General features: G+C 71.7%; 12 protein-coding genes and 1 tRNA gene. 6 read left to right on the top strand and 7 right to left on the bottom strand.

The window, feature by feature from the left end; all coding sequences use genetic code 11:
* Positions 1-38 precede the first annotated feature (38 nt).
* The 3 genes from PZB75_RS09190 (at position 39) to PZB75_RS09180 (ending at position 3,981) form a co-directional block, all read left to right on the top strand.
* Complete coding sequence (locus PZB75_RS09190) at positions 39-788, top strand: response regulator transcription factor (protein ID WP_275534802.1); 750 nt, start codon at positions 39-41, stop codon at positions 786-788.
* Entirely contained in the window at positions 785-2,194 is a 1,410-nt protein-coding gene (locus PZB75_RS09185; protein WP_275534801.1) for a HAMP domain-containing sensor histidine kinase, read from the top strand. Before PZB75_RS09190 ends, PZB75_RS09185 begins: the two co-directional genes overlap by 4 nt.
* 266 nt (positions 2,195-2,460) lie before the next feature.
* Positions 2,461-3,981, top strand: coding sequence for a cellulose binding domain-containing protein (locus PZB75_RS09180; RefSeq protein ID WP_275534800.1), 1,521 nt, complete (start codon positions 2,461-2,463; stop codon positions 3,979-3,981).
* Positions 3,982-4,102: 121 nt separating this feature from the next.
* Here PZB75_RS09180 and leuA read toward each other — a convergent pair whose 3' ends face one another.
* Positions 4,103-5,776, bottom strand: a complete 1,674-nt coding sequence (gene leuA / locus PZB75_RS09175; RefSeq protein ID WP_275538648.1) for a 2-isopropylmalate synthase — start codon at positions 5,774-5,776, stop codon at positions 4,103-4,105.
* A 326-nt stretch (positions 5,777-6,102) separates the two neighbouring features.
* Here leuA and PZB75_RS09170 point away from each other — a divergent pair, with 326 nt between their 5' ends.
* Together PZB75_RS09170 and PZB75_RS09165 are read left to right on the top strand one after the other, a co-directional pair.
* Entirely contained in the window at positions 6,103-6,792 is a 690-nt protein-coding gene (locus tag PZB75_RS09170; RefSeq protein ID WP_275534799.1) for an FCD domain-containing protein, read from the top strand.
* Positions 6,793-6,871: 79 nt separating this feature from the next.
* Positions 6,872-7,900, top strand: a complete 1,029-nt coding sequence (locus PZB75_RS09165) for a LacI family DNA-binding transcriptional regulator (RefSeq protein ID WP_275534798.1) — start codon at positions 6,872-6,874, stop codon at positions 7,898-7,900.
* Positions 7,901-7,997: 97 nt separating this feature from the next.
* Here the strand turns inward: PZB75_RS09165 and PZB75_RS09160 are convergent.
* The 3 genes from PZB75_RS09160 to PZB75_RS09150 all read right to left on the bottom strand — a co-directional run bounded on the left by PZB75_RS09160 (position 7,998) and on the right by PZB75_RS09150 (position 10,188).
* Positions 7,998-8,070: transfer RNA gene (locus tag PZB75_RS09160), tRNA-His, on the bottom strand.
* A 124-nt stretch (positions 8,071-8,194) separates the two neighbouring features.
* Positions 8,195-8,797 (bottom strand): oligoribonuclease, encoded by a 603-nt coding sequence (orn, locus tag PZB75_RS09155; RefSeq protein ID WP_275534797.1) that lies wholly within the window; start codon positions 8,795-8,797, stop codon positions 8,195-8,197.
* Between the two features lie 155 nt (positions 8,798-8,952).
* The gene (locus PZB75_RS09150) at positions 8,953-10,188 is read right to left on the bottom strand and encodes a helix-turn-helix domain-containing protein (RefSeq protein ID WP_275534796.1); all 1,236 of its coding nucleotides are present in this window, start codon (positions 10,186-10,188) and stop codon (positions 8,953-8,955) included.
* Between the two features lie 927 nt (positions 10,189-11,115).
* On the opposite strand from PZB75_RS09150, the gene PZB75_RS09145 reads away from it, so the two are divergent.
* A complete protein-coding gene (locus PZB75_RS09145; protein WP_275534795.1) occupies positions 11,116-11,637 on the top strand; it encodes a universal stress protein in 522 nt (173 codons plus the stop codon).
* 722 nt (positions 11,638-12,359) lie between these two features.
* Here PZB75_RS09145 and glmS read toward each other — a convergent pair.
* From glmS to PZB75_RS09130, 3 genes are all read right to left on the bottom strand, one after another.
* Positions 12,360-14,189: a glutamine--fructose-6-phosphate transaminase (isomerizing) gene (gene glmS, locus PZB75_RS09140; protein WP_275534794.1), complete on the bottom strand. Its 1,830-nt coding sequence runs from the start codon at positions 14,187-14,189 to the stop codon at positions 12,360-12,362.
* A gap of 116 nt (positions 14,190-14,305) precedes the next feature.
* A complete protein-coding gene (locus PZB75_RS09135) occupies positions 14,306-14,581 on the bottom strand; it encodes a hypothetical protein (protein WP_275534793.1) in 276 nt (91 codons plus the stop codon).
* Between the two features lie 97 nt (positions 14,582-14,678).
* Entirely contained in the window at positions 14,679-15,629 is a 951-nt protein-coding gene (locus PZB75_RS09130; RefSeq protein WP_275534792.1) for a DUF4429 domain-containing protein, read from the bottom strand.
* Between the last annotated feature and the right edge of the window lie 106 nt (positions 15,630-15,735).

Here is a 15,735-nt window from a genome sequence, read left to right as displayed (position 1 = left end):
GGGGACCGGGCAGGGCCGAATGGCGTACGGTGCCGCCCATGGCAAGTGTGCTCGTGGTCGAGGACGACCAGTTCGTGCGATCCGCCCTCATCCGGCACCTCACCGAGGCATCCCACACGGTACGGAGTGTCGGCACCGCGCTCGAAGCGCTCCGCGAAGTGGCGCACATCCGGTTCGACGTGGTCATCCTCGACCTCGGGCTGCCCGACCTCGACGGCGCCGAGGCACTGAAGATGCTCCGCTCCATCACCGACGTACCCGTGATCATCGCGACCGCGCGGGACGACGAGAACGAGATCGTCCGGCTGCTCAACGACGGCGCCGACGACTATCTGACCAAACCGTTCTCGGTGGAGCACCTCTCGGCGCGGATGGCCGCCGTCCTGCGCCGCTCGCGTGCGGCCGGGACCGACGCACCACCGCCGCGCGCCATCCAGGTCGGCGGCCTCTCCATCGACCCGCTCCGCCGCCAGGCGGAACTGGACGGCGAGGTACTGGACCTGACGCGCCGCGAGTTCGACCTGCTGGCCTTCCTCGCCGGACGGCCCGGGGTCGTCGTGGCGCGCAAGGAACTCCTCGCCGAGGTCTGGCAGCAGTCCTACGGCGACGACCAGACCATCGACGTCCACCTCTCCTGGCTGCGCCGGAAGCTCGGCGAGACGGCGGCCCGGCCGCGCTATCTGCACACCCTGCGCGGCGTCGGGGTGAAGCTCGAACCGCCGGTGGCGGGAGCCCCGGCGACGGGCCGGGCCGGTAGCGGACGGCCCGGCGTCGAGCCGCCCGCATGAGATGGGCGCTCGTCAAGGTCAGTCTGGCCGTCACCGTCATGGTCGTGGTCGCGTTCGCCGTGCCGCTCGGCCTCGTCGTCAAGGAGATGGCCCGCGACCGGGCGTTCTCCGACGCCGAACGGCAGGCCGCGACCATCGGCCCGACCCTCTCCATCACCACCGACCAGGAGGAGCTGGAGCGGGCCGTCCACTCCACCGAAGCGGGTGACGCGGGCCGCCTCGCCGTCCACATCCCCGCCGCCGAGGAACCGGGTGGACGTCCCCTGGTGATCGGCAACCGGCGGGCCGCCGCCAAGGACCTGGAGACCACCCGGCGCCTCGGCCGTGCCTCGGTGGCCGAGGTGCCGGGAGGCTCGGCGCTCCTCCAGCCGACCGCGCTCGGCTCCGGGGACATCGCCGTCGTCGAGGTGTTCGTCCCCGAAGACGAGGTCTCCAACGGCGTCACCACCGCCTGGCTGATGCTGGCGGGCGTCGGCGTCGCGCTGATCGTCGGATCGGTCGCCGTCGCCGACCGGCTCGGGTTGCGGATGGTCGAGCCCGCCCAACGGCTCGCCGCCGCCGCGCAGGACCTGGGCGAGGGCATGCTCGGCACCCGGGTCCCGGAGGAGGGCCCCGCCGAACTGCGCTCCGCGGCCATCGCGTTCAACTCCATGGCCGATCAGGTCGTACAGCTCCTGGCGAACGAACGTGAGTTGGCCGCCGATCTGTCGCACCGGCTGCGTACCCCGCTGACCGTGCTCCGGCTCAACACCGCCTCGCTGGGCGAGGGGCCCGCCGCCGAGCAGACCCGGGCCGCCGTGGAGCAGCTGGAGCACGAGGTCGACACGATCATCCGGACCGCACGCGAACAACGCCCCGCCCAGGGCCCGCTCACCGGCCCCGGCGCGGGCTGCGACGCCTCCGAGGTGATCCGGGAACGGATGGCCTTCTGGTCGGCGCTCGCCGAGGACGAGGGCCGCGAGGTGAGCCTGGCGGGCGTCGACCGTACGGTACGTCTCCCGGTCGCCCGCCCCGAACTCGCCGCCGCGCTCGACGCGTTGCTCGGCAATGTCTTCCGGCACACCCCCGAGGGCACCGCCTTCGCCGTCGATGTGCACCACACGGGGGACGCGGTCATCGTGCTGGTCTCGGACGCGGGCCAGGGCATAGACGACCCCGATGCGGCGCTGGCCCGCGGCGGCAGCGGCCGGGGAGCGACCGGCGCGGTCGGCTCGACCGGACTCGGCCTGGACATCGTCCGCCGGGTGGCGGAGTCCACCGGCGGCGATGTGCGGATCGGCCGGTCGGTGCTCGGCGGCGCGGAGGTACGGATCTGGATCGGGCTCCACGGGCGGCGGGCCGAGCGGGGGCGGCGGGGCCACCGGGTGGGGCGCCGGCGCCGTGGGTTCTCGCGCACGAACGGCTGACGGCCGGTCCGCGCCCCGGCCTGCTCCGCTCCGGTCCCGCCTGGTCCGGTCCCGCCTGGTCCGACCCGACCCGACCCGGTCAGATCCGATCCGGTCCGGTCAGGACGTCCCGCGCTCCGGACCGGTTCTTTAACCAGCCCCCATGCGTCCCTTAAGCCAACCCTAAGAACAGCGAGGCGGCGGCCGGTGGTCCCTTTTGTCGGATTCCTTACCGCTAGCGTACTGCTTCCGACCACCGGCACCCGTAGGACAGAGGCAGGCACTCGATGGGCACGACTTCGCACCGCCGCACGGTGACCACCAGGACCAAGGTGGTCGGCGCCGTCGTCGCGGCGGCGGTGGTCGGCGGCACGGTGTTCGCGCTCACCGGTACGGCCCAGGCGGCGTCGGTCGGCGCCGCGTACACCAGGACCAGCGACTGGACCGGTGGCTACACCGGTCAGTACGTCCTCAGCAACGACACCGGCCAGGTCCAGACCGACTGGACCCTCGAATTCGACCTCCCCGCGGGCACACGGATCGGCTCCCTGTGGAACGCCGAGTACACCCTCAGCGGCAACCACGTCACCGTGAAACCCGCCTCCTGGGACAAGGAACTGGCACCCGGCAGGTCCGTCACCATCGGCTTCGTCACCGCGTCCGACGGCACGGCGGCCGACCCCTCCGGCTGCCTCATCAACCGGGCCCCCTGTTCCGCCGACACCGGCGCCACCCCCGAGCCCAGCGGCCGCCCCACCACGACCGCCATCCCCGACCCGGCCCCCACGGCCACCCCCACCCCCACAGTGCCCCCCACCACCCCGGCCCCCACGGGGACCGCCACCGCCGACCCGACCCCCTCGCCGACCCCCACGGCGAGCGGCGGCACGGGCGGCGGTGGCGAAGGTGGCACGACCGGGGCACGCTTCACCCCCTACGTCGACACCTCCCTTTATCCGGCGTACGACCTGGTCGCCACCGCGAACAGCACCGGCGTGAAGGACTTCACCCTCGCCTTCATCACCTCCGGCGGAAGTTGCGCCCCGCTCTGGGGCGGTGTCACCGGCCTCGGCGACGACAAGGTCGCCGCCCAGATCGGCGCGCTGCGCGCCAAGGGCGGTGACGTCCGGGTCTCCTTCGGCGGCGCGGCCGGAGCCGAACTCGCCCTGCACTGCTCCTCCGCCGCCGACCTCGCCACCGCCTACGGCAAGGTCATCGACGCCTACCGGCTCACCAAGGTCGACTTCGACATCGAGGGCGGGGCACTGCCCGACACAGCCGCCAACACCCGGCGTTCCCAGGCCATCGCACAGCTCCAGAAGTCGCACCCCGGCCTCGACGTCTCCTTCACACTGCCCGTCATGCCCGAGGGTCTGACCCGGTCCGGAGTGGACCTGGTCGCCGACGCCAGGGCGAACGGCGTCACCATCGGCGCGGTCAACGTGATGGCCATGGACTACGGCCCCGCGTACAGCGGCGACATGGGCACCTACGCCGTCCAGGCGGCCACCGCCACCCAGGCCCAGCTCAAGGGGGTGCTCGGACTCTCCGACGCCGACGCCTGGAAGACCGTCGCGGTCACCCCGATGATCGGGGTCAACGACGTCAGCACCGAGATCTTCACGGTCGAGGACGCCACCCAACTGGTGAAGTTCGCCCAGGAGAAGCGGCTCGGATGGCTCGCCATGTGGTCCGGCACGCGCGACAAGCCGTGCGCGGGCGGCGCGAAGCCCACCGCCGACGCCTCGTGCAGCTCGATCGTCCAGGAACCGCTCGCCTTCACCAAGGCGTTCGGCGCCTACCACTGACCAGCGGCGGCGCCCCACCGCCGCCGCACCCGGACCATCTCTCCCCGCGCATCCCGGCCGGCCCCCCACCCCCCACTACCGGCCGGGATGCGCCCCCTTCCCGCTTCCTCGGCCCGTCGGCTCAGCCGGCCGCGCCCGCCGCCCGGTTGACGGCGGACAGCACCGCGAGGAGCGAGGCGGTCAGTACGGACGTGTCCTGTCCGACGCCCCAGCACCGCACCCCGTCGACCCGGCACTCCGCGTACGCCACGGCCGACGCGCCCTGCCCGGCCGCCGTCGCCTGTTCGCTGAAGTCGACCACGTCCACCTCGACCCCGGCGGCGGCCAGTGCCCGGGTGAACGCCGAGACCGGGCCGTTGCCCGTCCCCTCGTAGTCACCCTCGCGGTCCCCGATCCGCAGGGTGCAGACGAAGCGGTGCTCACCGGCCGGGTTCCGGTCGGTGCTCCAGGACGTCAGGCCGATCCGGCCGTCGCGTCCCGGGGTCAGATACGTCGCCTCGAACAGTGCCCACAGATCCTTCGAAGTGGCCTCCAGACCACTGTCGTCGGTGACGGACTGGACGGTCCCGGAGAAGTCGGCGCGCAGCCGGGCGGGCAGGTCCACCCCGTGGTCACCGCGGAGCAGATGGGCGATGCCGCCCTTGCCCGACTGGCTGTTGACCCGGATGACCGCCTCGTACGTACGCCCCACATCGGCCGGGTCGATCGGCAGGTACGGCACCGCCCACCGGTCCGTACCGCTGCTCGCGTGGTGGGCCAGGCCCTTGCTGATGGCGTCCTGGTGGGTGCCGGAGAACGCCGTGTACACCAGATCGCCGCCGTACGGGTGGCGGGGCGGGACCGGCAGCCGGTTGCAGTGCTCGACGGTGCGGCGGATCTCGTCGATGTCGGAGAAGTCGATCATCGGGTCGACGCCCTGGGCGTGCAGATTGAGCGCCAGATTGACCAGGTCGACGTTGCCGGTGCGTTCGCCGTTGCCGAAGAGGCAGCCCTCCACCCGCTGGGCGCCCGCCAGCACCGCCAGTTCGGCGCAGGCGACGCCCGTACCGCGGTCGTTGTGCGGGTGGACGGAGAGGATCACCGAGTCCCGCCGGGCCAACTGGCGGTGCATGTACTCGATCTGGTCGGCGTACACATTGGGGGTCGCGATCTCCACGGTGGCGGGCAGGTTGTGGATCACCGGCCGGTCCGGGGAGGCGTCCCACAGCTCGGTCAGGCTGTCGCAGATCTCCAGCACGTAGTCCGGCTCGGTGAGGATGAAGACCTCGGGCGAGAACTCGAACCGGATGTCGGCGCCGGGCCGGGCCTCGGCCAGCCGGGCCATCAGAGTGGCGGCCTCCCGGATCACCCCGTGCACCTCGTCGCGGCTGCGGCCGAGCACCACCTCGCGCCAGACGGGGGCGGTCGGGATGTAGAGGTGGACGACCACGCGGTCCAGTCCCACGACGGACTCGAAGGTCCGCTCGATCAGATCCGCTCTGGCGGGGGTGAAGACGACCACGGTGACATCGCCGGGAACCGCCCCGCTCCCGGCGAGATGGCGGACGAAGTCGAAGTCCGTCCGGCTCGCGGACGGGTAGCCGACCTCGATCTCCTTGAACCCCATGGCCACGAGCAGATCGAACATCCGGCGCTTGCGCGGGGTGTCCATCGGCTCGGCCAGCGCCTGATTGCCGTCGCGCAGATCGACCGGCACCCAGAGCGGCGCCCGCTCGATCCGGGCGTCGGGCCAGGTGCGCCCGGTCAGGGGCAGTTCGACGCGGTCGAACGCGGAGCGGTAGCGGTGGTACGGCATGGAGCTGGCCCGCTGCTGGTTCCAGGCGGGCGCGGTCGCGGGTACCGGCCCGCTGGGCGTACGCAGCGTGGGGAAGACGGTCGCGTCCACCTCGGGGCTGCTCGGCGGGGACGACGGATTCCGGGGGGCCGGGGTGCGGAGCTCGTTCATCGGACGGGGTCTCTTTCTCGGATCGCGGTACGCGACCGGCGCAGCACGGCACCCCGCGGCGGGGTGCCGATCGCTTCAGGCCCCGCCGCGGCAGCCGAGAAGAAGGAGACCGCTGAGCGTCATCCCGGTACAGTAACCAGAAGCCCACTCCTCAGACAACCTGACAGGTGTACGCCGTGCCGCTCGGTCCGCTCCGCCCCAGCCCCCTGGTCGAACAGGCCGTGGACCATCTGCGGGAGCAGATCTCCACCGGACACTGGCCGGTCGGGACCAGGCTCCCCGGTGAGACCACCCTCGCCAGGACACTGGGCGTGGGCCGTTCCACGGTCCGTGAGGCGGTGCGCGCGCTGGCCGCGACCGGACTGCTGCGGTCCCGACAGGGCGCGGGCGTGTTCGTGATCGCCGACCGCCCCACGGAGGACTGGCCGACACGGCTGCGCAGGGCCGCGGTCACGGACGTGTACGAGGTCCGCACGCTGATCGAGGTCCAGGCGGCCCGGCTGGCCGCCGAACGCCGCACGGACGAGGACCTGGCCGCCCTCGACGCGGCTCTGGCGGCCCGGCACGCCGCCTCGGGGGCACCCGATTCCGAGTTCGTCGACCGGGACATCGACCTGCACCGGGCGGTGGTGGCCGCCGCCCACAACCCCGTACTCACCGATCTCTTCGCCGAGTTCGCCCCCGCCCTGCGACAGGCGCTCATCGATCTGGTGGAACTGCTGCGACTGCGCGCCGACGACCCGGACCACGGCCGTGCCACCCATGAGGAGCTGGTGCGGTCCGTGGCCGCCGGGGACGCCGAGGCGGCCGCCCTGGCGGCCCGTACCGAACTGGAGGCCACCCTCGGCCGGCTCCGCTCCGCCTGACCGGACCCGGGCGGCCGGCCACCGAGACTTGTCTCACCCGACGGGCTGTGAGAAGTTTCGGCGACTGGGAGGGGCGGCCATGGCTGCACATGGAAAACAGGGGCGGCGACCCACACTTGAGGAGGTCGCGGCCCTGGCCGGGGTGGGGCGGGGGACGGTGTCCCGGGTGATCAACGGATCGCCGAACGTCAGCCCCGCCACCCGGGAGGCCGTGGAGGCCGCCGTCGCGGAGCTGGGGTACGTGCCCAACCGGGCGGCCCGCGCCCTCGCGGGCAACCGCACCGACGCGATCGCGCTGGTCGTGCCCGAACCCGAGGGCAGGTTCTTCGCCGAGCCGTACTTCTCCGGCATCGTGCGCGGAGTGGGCGCGGCTCTCGCCGACACCGAGATGCAGCTCCTGCTCACCCTGGCGGGCAGCGACCGCGAGCGCCGCCGGCTGGCCCAGTATCTGACCGCACACCGCGTGGACGGGGTGCTGATGGTCTCCGTGCACTCCGACGACCCGCTGCCCGACCTGCTGGAACAGCTCGGGATGCCGGCGGTGATGAGCGGCCGGCGATCGGCCGGCGAAACGCTCGCCGCCGTCGACTCCGACAACTTCGGCGGTGCCCGCTGCGCCGTCGACCATCTGATATCCCGGGGCCGCCGGACGATCGCCACGATCACCGGGCGGCTGGACGTCTACGGCGCTCAGCGCCGCCTCGACGGCTACCGGGCGGCCGTGGCGGCGGCCGGGCTCGCCCCCGACGAGCGGCTGATCGCGCCCGCCGACTTCACCGAGGAGGGCGGTGCCCGCGCCATGCGGGAGCTGCTGGCCCGCTGCCCCGGCCTCGACGCCGTCTTCGCCGGTTCCGACGTGATGGCCGCGGGCGCCCGCCACGTCCTGCGCGAGACGGGCCACCGCATCCCGCAGGACGTGGCGCTGGTCGGCTTCGACGACTCGGCGGTGGCCCGGCACATGGAACCGGCGCTGACGAGCGTGCGCCAGCCGATCGAGGAGATGGGCCGCACCATGGCACGGGTGCTGCTCCAGGAGATCGCGGGGGAGAGCACGGGACGGCCGCAGATCGTGCTGCCGACCGAACTGGTGGTACGTGACTCGACGTGACCGGACCCCTCCCCCTTTCCCGTCCGGCCCCGCCGACGGGAAAGGGGAAGGGAAAAGGAGAAGGGCCCCGGTCCGAAGACCGGGGCCCTTCCATCAGGGTGAGTAACGGGACTCGAACCCGCGACATCCTGGACCACAACCAGGTGCTCTACCATCTGAGCTATACCCACCGCGTCCGGTCTTTCCGACCGGCCGAGAAAAAGTGTACAGGGTCCGGGAGGGTGCTCGCGCCCTCATTCCCGTTTCCTGGCTCAGGGGCCGACAAGCACCCCTGACCAGCGGCTTCTCGGTGGACTACTCGGCGGACACCACATGGCGCGCCGCGATCCGCTTCGCCTGGTCCGAGTCCGGCCCCGGCTGCGGTACGAAGACCGCCTCCCGGTAGTAGCGCAGCTCGGCGATGGACTCACGGATGTCGGCGAGCGCCCGGTGGTTGCCGCTCTTGGACGGGCTGCTGAAGTACGCCTTCGGGTACCACCGGCGCGCCAGCTCCTTGATCGAGGACACGTCGACGATCCGGTAGTGGAGGTAGCTCTCCAGCGCAGACATGTCCCGGGCGAGGAAGCCCCGGTCGGTACCCACCGAGTTGCCGCACAGCGGAGCCCTGCCGGGCTCCTTCACCTGCTCGCGGACGTAGGCCAGGACCTGCGCCTCCGCGTCGGCGAGGGTGGTGCCCCCCGCCAGCTCGTCGAGGAGACCCGAAGCGGTGTGCATCTGCCGCACCACCTCGGGCATGGTCTCCAGGGCCTCGTCCGGCGGGCGGATCACGATGTCCACCCCTTCGCCGAGCACGTTCAGCTCCGAGTCGGTGACCAGCGCGGCCACCTCGATGAGTGCGTCGTCCGCCAACGAGAGCCCGGTCATCTCGCAGTCGATCCACACCATGCGATCGTTCATGGCCCCACCCTACGGGGCACCCCGCCGACCCGGCAGGGCCGGGCCGGGCGGGACGGCCAGGACGCCGCGCACCGCTCCGGCCCCGCAGGGTCGGAACGCTCCGGGACCGCTGCCGTCACGGCACTGGTGCCGTGACGGCAGCGGTCCCGGCGGCACTAGGACGCGCTCCGCTGCCCGGGGAAGGCCGGGCGCCCGGGAAGGTACGCCTCGGCGCCCGCCCTCCCGTGGTCCGGCCGGGCGCCGGCGGGCACCGGCGACGCGGTCGCCGACGCCCCGAGCGGAGCGGCGGCCGCCGCTGCCCGGCGGGCCTGCTGGCCACCCTGGGCGGGCACGACCGAATCCATCACCGCCGTCACCGACTCCGGCACCCCGCCCTGCGGACGCCGGGCCCGGTAGGCGGCCCGGTAGGTGGCGGGCGACGACCCGAGCTGGCGCCTGAAGTGGCCACGCAGCGCGACCGGCGAGCGGAAGCCGCAGCGGCCCGCGACCTCGTCGACCGAGTAGTCGGACGTCTCCAGCAGTCGCTGCGCCTGAAGCACCCGCTGGGTGATCAGCCACTGCAACGGCGCGCTCCCGGTGAGCGAACGGAACCTCCGGTCGAAGGTCCGCCTGCTCATGTAGGCGCGCGCGGCCAGCGTCTCCACGTCGAACTGCTCGTGCAGATGCTCCAGCGCCCAGGCCACGACCTCCGCGAGCGGGTCGGAGCCGATCTCCTCAGGTAAAGACCTGTCGAGGTAGCGCTCCTGACCGCCACTGCGGCGCGGCGGTACGACCAGCCGACGGGCCAGTGCCCCGGCGGCCTCGGTGCCGTGGTCCGTGCGCACGATGTGCAGACAGAGATCGATCCCGGCCGCCGTGCCGGCGGACGTGAGCACATCGCCGTCGTCGACGAACAGCTCACGCGGATCGACGTGGACCGACGGATAGCGCTTGGCCAGCGTCGGTGCGTACATCCAGTGTGTGGTCGCCGGACGGCCGTCCAGCAGACCTGCGGCGGCCAGCACGAACGCGCCGGTGCACAACCCGACGATCCGTGCGCCCTCTTCGTGAGCTCGGCGCAGCGCGTCCAACGCCTCGGTGGGCGGTGGTGAGGTGATCGAACGCCAGGCGGGCACCACGACGGTGCCTGCCCTGCTGATCGCCTCCAGCCCGTAGGGCGCGCTGAGTTCGAGCCCTCCGGTGGTGCGCAGCGGCCCCTCTTCCCCGCCGCAGACCAGCAGCCGGTAACGCGGAACACCCGCGTCCTGGCGGTCGATCCCGAATACGGAGAGCGGGATGGAGCTCTCGAAGAGGGGGCCGCCACTGAACAGCAGCACGGCGACGACTTCCCGGCGTCGCCGTCCCGCGAGCTTTCGTGCAGCCTCCGATACGGCAGTGGAGTCCTGGCTCATGACGCTAAGCCCCCCTCGGTGTTCGCGTCTCCCTGGTCCTTACGGGCCTGTCGCTCCTGCACGTTTCCCCTCGGTCTTGCACGAGTCCCCAGTTTTCGACACCCATGATCGAATCTACTGCTTCCCGTGGTGCCGGAATGACAGGTTCACCATCCGGCCCTATGTCGACAAGGCAACTTGGCGCGAAGCGTTCGATCACGAAGCGTTCCACTCGTAAGGCCGGTAGGGAAGTGGGTCTCGCATTCATGGCCCATCCCCATGGGGTGAAAGCGTACCGCCCGGTCTCTTCCTGCCTGGTGGCAAGGGGGTTGATCGGCCATTTCGCCAAGGTTCGGGCAGAGCCATGAAGTTGGCTGAAAACCGATGGTAGTGCGGCTCGGATTCGGTCAATGACCCGGCGCACCACCCTCCGGACGGCGTCCGCCCCGGTGCGCCCCGTCCCGTTCGGAGGCCCCCTCCGGCCGACGCGCACGGACCGGCGCGCGGTGCTCATGAGGAGCGCGCCGGGGTGCGCGGGCCGGAGCGGCGGGACGTCGCCAGGGTGGCCGGGCCGGGGTTCTTGTGCCGGGCGGCGGTGGCTGCCGCCGGCCTCGTTCGGCGACGGAGAGTGACCGTTGGGATGCGGCGGGCCATCCTCAGGGGTGGACCGGCCTGCCGTCGGCCGGAGCGTTAACCGGTTGACTTCCTGTCATTCGGTCGGGTGAGGCTGTGTGTACGGCGCATCGAGCATTGCCATCCGGGCCCGCCTCGGGCATGCTCCCTGCAATGCCGCATGCGCTTTGCGGGGGTCTGGGCAGGGGTGGAATGGCGCCGTACTCTTGAGGGTAAAGGGTTGGGAAGATGATTCCCGGACAGAGCACCACCATTCGCTGACATACTCTCCTCAAGTCGCCCCTCCTCACGAGGACTCTCTTCGCCGAGACACCGATGGCCGGTCACGAAATCCCCGAACCCGCGGACCGCAAGCAGGTAGCCGACCCACTGTCGGACCCGCTGGCGGCCGAAGAAACACGCCCTTCCTGCGACCCGGCGTTCCGGCACGGGGTCGTGGTCGGATTCGACGGCTCGACATCGAGTGAGCGGGCCCTCGCCTACGCCATCGGCATGGCGAACAGACTGGGCTCCGGTCTGATCATCGTGCATGTCGCCAACCGGCTCCCGACCACTGTCTGGGCGGGTTGCGAGCCGCCCGTCTTCGTCGATGTGCCGGATCACCGCACCGAAGTCCTCGGCCTGGAGCTGGCCTGTGCGGACTATCTCGCCGAGGTGCCGTGGGTGCTGGTGGAGCGCGGCGGGGACATCTGCCACGAGCTGGAGGAGGTCGGCCAGGAGTACTCGGCCGACGCCATCGTGGTCGGCTCCACGCACGGCATCGTCGGCCGGATCTTCGGCTCCGTGGCCGGACGGCTCGCACGGCGCGCGCAGCGTCCCGTCGTCGTCATCCCCTGACCCCCGCCTCTGGCCTTCCCCCTCACCCCTCCGACTCTCACCCCCACCCCTGCTCACCCTCCTCCACCGCTCGCGCTCGCTCCGCGCCTCGTGCCGGCGCCGCCTCTTCCCGGCTTCCCCGCCCGTGGACACCTCCGCGCTCCGCGAGCATCGGCGACCCCGTCTCGTCACCTCCCGATCGCGATCCACCGCCCTTACCGTCTCCGCGCGGGCCCGGCCGGACCCCTCGGCCGGTTCCGGCCGCTCTCCCCGGGCGCCCGCGCGGCGCCGAAGGCCGATGTTGATCGTTGAACGTGGCCTCAACTCGCCGCTCAAAACCGGGACTGCGATGCCTCCGACGAGACGTACGCGGTGAATTGACCGTGGGTGGGCCGGATACGGGGCTGTGGGGCGCATTGGCGGCGCTTGGCCTGGTTGGTTCCCCTCCCGTGCGACACGCCCTCCCGGCGCACTCTTCCGCACCCGGCGCCCGGTCCCGGCGTCTCCTCACCGGCCGGGTACGTCTGCTCCCGGCCACGGGGAAGGCCGCTCGGGGGCAGGGAGAAGGCCGCTCCGAGGTCCGGGGAAGGCGGCTCGGGGCCGCGTACACGCCTCATGGCGGGTGCCGTTGGTGCCGGACGACGGGAACGGCCCCACGGCGCCCGGAGAGGCGCGCTGTGGGGCCGTTCGGTGTGACGGGGCGGGAGAGGGAGGACGGATGGGTCCGGGTGGGCCTCGGGGCCCTACTCGACGGTGACGGACTTCGCGAGGTTGCGCGGCTTGTCGATGTCCCGGCCCAGCGCCAAAGCCGTGTGGTACGCCAGTAGTTGGAGCGGGATGCCCATCAGGATGGGGTCCAGCTCGTCCTCGTTCTTCGGTACGACGATGGTGTGGTCGGCCTTCTCCTGCGGCTGGTGGGCGACCGCCAGGATCTTGCCGTCACGGGCCTTGATCTCCTCCATCGCCGCACGGTTCTTGTCCAGCAGATCGTCGTCCGGCACGATCGCCACCGTCGGCATCGCGGGTTCGATCAGGGCCAGCGGACCGTGCTTCAGCTCGGACGCGGGGTAGGCCTCGGCGTGGATGTACGAGACCTCCTTGAGCTTCAACGAGGCCTCGCGGGCGACCGGGTAGCCGCGTACCCGGCCGATGAACATCATCGACCTGGCGTCCGCGTAGTCCTCCGCCAGCTTCTTGATGTCGGGCTCGGTCTCCAGGATCTCGGAGATCTGCGCCGGCAGCTTCCGCAGCCCCGCGATGATCCGCTTCCCGTCCGAGACCGACAGATCGCGGATGCGGCCCAGGTGCAGGGCGAGCAGGGCGAACGCCACCACCGTGTTGGTGAAGCACTTGGTCGAGACCACACAGACCTCGGGTCCGGCGTGCACGTACAGCCCGCCGTCGGCCTCCCTGGCGATCGCCGAGCCGACCACGTTGACCACGCCGAGCACCCGCGCGCCCTTGCGCTTGAGCTCCTGGACGGCGGCCAGCACGTCGTACGTCTCGCCGGACTGGGAGACGGCGACGTAGAGGGTGTCGGGGTCCACGACCGGGTTCCGGTAGCGGAACTCGGACGCGGGCTCGGCGTCCGCCGGGATGCGGGCCAGTTCCTCGATCAACTGGGCGCCGATCTGCCCCGCGTGGTACGAGGTGCCGCAGCCCAGGATCTTGATCCGGCGCACCCCGCGCGCCTCACGGGCGTCCAGATTGAGGCCGCCCAGGTGCACGGTGGAGAAACGGTCGTCGATCCGGCCCCGCAGCACCCGGTCCACGGCCTCGGCCTGCTCGGAGATCTCCTTGTGCATGTACGTGTCGTGGCCGCCCATGTCGTACGACTCGGCCTCCCACTCCACGGTGGTCGGCGTCGCCGTCGTGCTGGAGCCCTCGGTCGTGTACGTACGGAAGTCGTCGGCCTTGACCGTGGCCATCTCGCCGTCACCGAGGGTGACGACCTGGCGGGTGTGGGAGACCAGCGCGGCGACGTCGGAGGCGACGAACATCTCCTTCTCGCCGATGCCGAGAACGACCGGCGAGCCGTTGCGGGCGACGACGACGCGGTCGTTGAAGTCGGAGTGCAGCACGGCGATGCCGTACGTGCCCTCGACCGACCGCAGCGCCTCGCGGACCTTCTCCTCCAGGGTGTCCGCCTCGGAGCGGGCGATCAGATGGACCAGCACCTCGGTGTCGGTCTCGGAGAGGAAGACGGTGCCCTCGGCGACGAGCTTCGCGCGCAGATCGCCGGCGTTGTCGATGATCCCGTTGTGGACGACGGCGACCTTGCCGTCGGCGTCCAGATGGGGGTGGGCGTTCTCGTCGCTCGGGGCGCCGTGGGTGGCCCAACGGGTGTGGGCGATACCGGTGGTGCCGGAGAACCGCTTGGGGACGCGGGCCTCCAGCTCGCGGACCCGGCCCTTCGCCTTGACCATCCTGAGCGCGGCGGGCTTCCCGGCCGCCGCCTTGCCGGTGATGACGATGCCCGCCGAGTCGTAACCCCGGTACTCCAGCCGCTGCAAGCCTTCCAGCAGCAGGGGAGCCACATCACGCTTCCCGATATAACCGACGATCCCGCACATAGAGTCTCTGCCCCTCCATCGACGTTCCTGGGTGTGCCCGGCGACGCCGGATGCCGTCGCGCCGGACGCCGTCGAACCGCACCGACCGCGTCCGCCCCTCGGCCGCCTCGGCCGCCTCAGCCGTAGACGATGCGGCGCAGCTGACGGAGCGAGAGCTCCGGCGGCGCCACCGCGCGGTGCGGCAGCTCGGCCGCGATCCGCTCGAAGATCTCCGCGTTCACCAGGCCACCGGACTGGAGCTCGCGGTGTCGGCGGCGGACGAAGTCGTCGGTCGTCTCGTCGAAGTACGCCAGCACGTCGAGGATCACCCGGGCCGCCTCGCCGCGCTGGAGCGCGGTGCTGCGCACCAGGTGGTCAATGAGGTCGTCGTGCGACGAGCGGCGTTCGGGCACCCGTTGATACTGGGGTGCGCGAGATGCTTATGCAAGAAATCTGCCCGATATCGGGCAGGGATCGCCTCCGGAACGGTCGGCGGATGTCCCGGCCGGGTCAGAGCCGCTTCAGTACGGCCTGCTTGGCGGTACTGAACTCGTCGTCGGTGAGGACCCCGGCCCGGTGCAGTTCCCCCAGCTCGCGCAGCCGGCGCAGCAACACGTCGTGATCGTCGGCGGAGGCGGAGGCGGAGGCGGTGAGGGCGGGAACGGGGGCGGGGGCGGTGACCTCGGCCGGCGCGTGCGTGGGCGCGGGGATTTCGATCGGGGCGGGCGGTGCGGATTCCTTCCGGCTCGCCTGCGCCGGCTCGGGCAGCCGGACCAGCACCGCCGCGGCGACCAGGACGGCCGTGTACTCCTTCTTGGACAGACCCCACAGGTCCAGTGAGTACGGGTCGGACTCCGCCGGGGTCGAGACGGACGACCACTGCCCGCGCAGCGTGAAGCGCAGCCGGCCGTTCTCCAGACCGATGGCGGGCACCCAGCTCACGCCCGTCACCTCCGACACCAGGAAGGCGACGGGCCCGCCCGAGGATTTGGCTTCCTTGGCCTTCCAGTTCCAGGTGAGCCTGACCGTCCCGCCGTCGAACGACGCCGTGCCGTCCCCGCCACCACCGGCCACCGGGACCGAGGGGCCCGGCAGCAGGAAGCGGTCCACGGGGCCGGTGGGCACCTGCTCGATCAGCAGGACGTCCCGTATCTCCTCGACGAAGAACTCCGCGACGCCCGTCCGGTCCTTCTCCACCGACAACTGGTACGGGTCGGCGCCGTCCTTGAGCCTGCCGTCCGCCGCGCGGAGCACCGGGCACGCCCCGTCGCGCAGCCGCAGTCGCAGCCGGCCGCCCTTGCGGTCGGGCTCGAAGGAGATCCCGGCAACGGCCCGCACCGGCACGACGATCTCGCCCAGCGCCTCCCGCAGCGGATGAATGCCCTTGCCCCGCCCCGGCACGATGCGCACCTCCGAGCCGTCGAAGGACCAGGTGCCGTCGCGCTGGGTGATTTCCGTCATGCCCTGGATTCTGTCAGCCGTCCCTCGGTGCGATTCGGGCGCCCGGAGGCCCCGGTGCGAAGGGGGGTGGGACCGCTGCGGGGAGCGAGAGGTCCGCGCGAAGAGA

The sequence above is a fragment of the Streptomyces sp. AM 4-1-1 genome, from assembly GCF_029167625.1.
In the GTDB taxonomy this organism is placed as follows: domain Bacteria; phylum Actinomycetota; class Actinomycetes; order Streptomycetales; family Streptomycetaceae; genus Streptomyces.
The sequence above is the reverse complement of the archived record's forward strand: the minus strand, read 5'-3'. Positions and strand labels throughout refer to the sequence as shown.

Excerpts from the sequence above, each read along its gene's own strand:
- leuA (WP_275538648.1), bottom strand. The coding sequence starts at position 5,776 with ATGCCGTACCACCGCTACCGCTCCGCGTTCGACCGCGTCGAACTGCCC.
- PZB75_RS09180 (WP_275534800.1), top strand. The coding sequence starts at position 2,461 with ATGGGCACGACTTCGCACCGCCGCACGGTGACCACCAGGACCAAGGTG.
- PZB75_RS09185 (WP_275534801.1), top strand. The coding sequence starts at position 785 with ATGAGATGGGCGCTCGTCAAGGTCAGTCTGGCCGTCACCGTCATGGTC.
- glmS (WP_275534794.1), bottom strand. The coding sequence starts at position 14,189 with ATGTGCGGGATCGTCGGTTATATCGGGAAGCGTGATGTGGCTCCCCTG.
- PZB75_RS09130 (WP_275534792.1), bottom strand. The coding sequence starts at position 15,629 with ATGACGGAAATCACCCAGCGCGACGGCACCTGGTCCTTCGACGGCTCG.
- orn (WP_275534797.1), bottom strand. The coding sequence starts at position 8,797 with ATGAACGATCGCATGGTGTGGATCGACTGCGAGATGACCGGGCTCTCG.
- PZB75_RS09165 (WP_275534798.1), top strand. The coding sequence starts at position 6,872 with ATGGCTGCACATGGAAAACAGGGGCGGCGACCCACACTTGAGGAGGTC.
- PZB75_RS09150 (WP_275534796.1), bottom strand. The coding sequence starts at position 10,188 with ATGAGCCAGGACTCCACTGCCGTATCGGAGGCTGCACGAAAGCTCGCG.
- PZB75_RS09145 (WP_275534795.1), top strand. The coding sequence starts at position 11,116 with ATGGCCGGTCACGAAATCCCCGAACCCGCGGACCGCAAGCAGGTAGCC.
- PZB75_RS09190 (WP_275534802.1), top strand. The coding sequence starts at position 39 with ATGGCAAGTGTGCTCGTGGTCGAGGACGACCAGTTCGTGCGATCCGCC.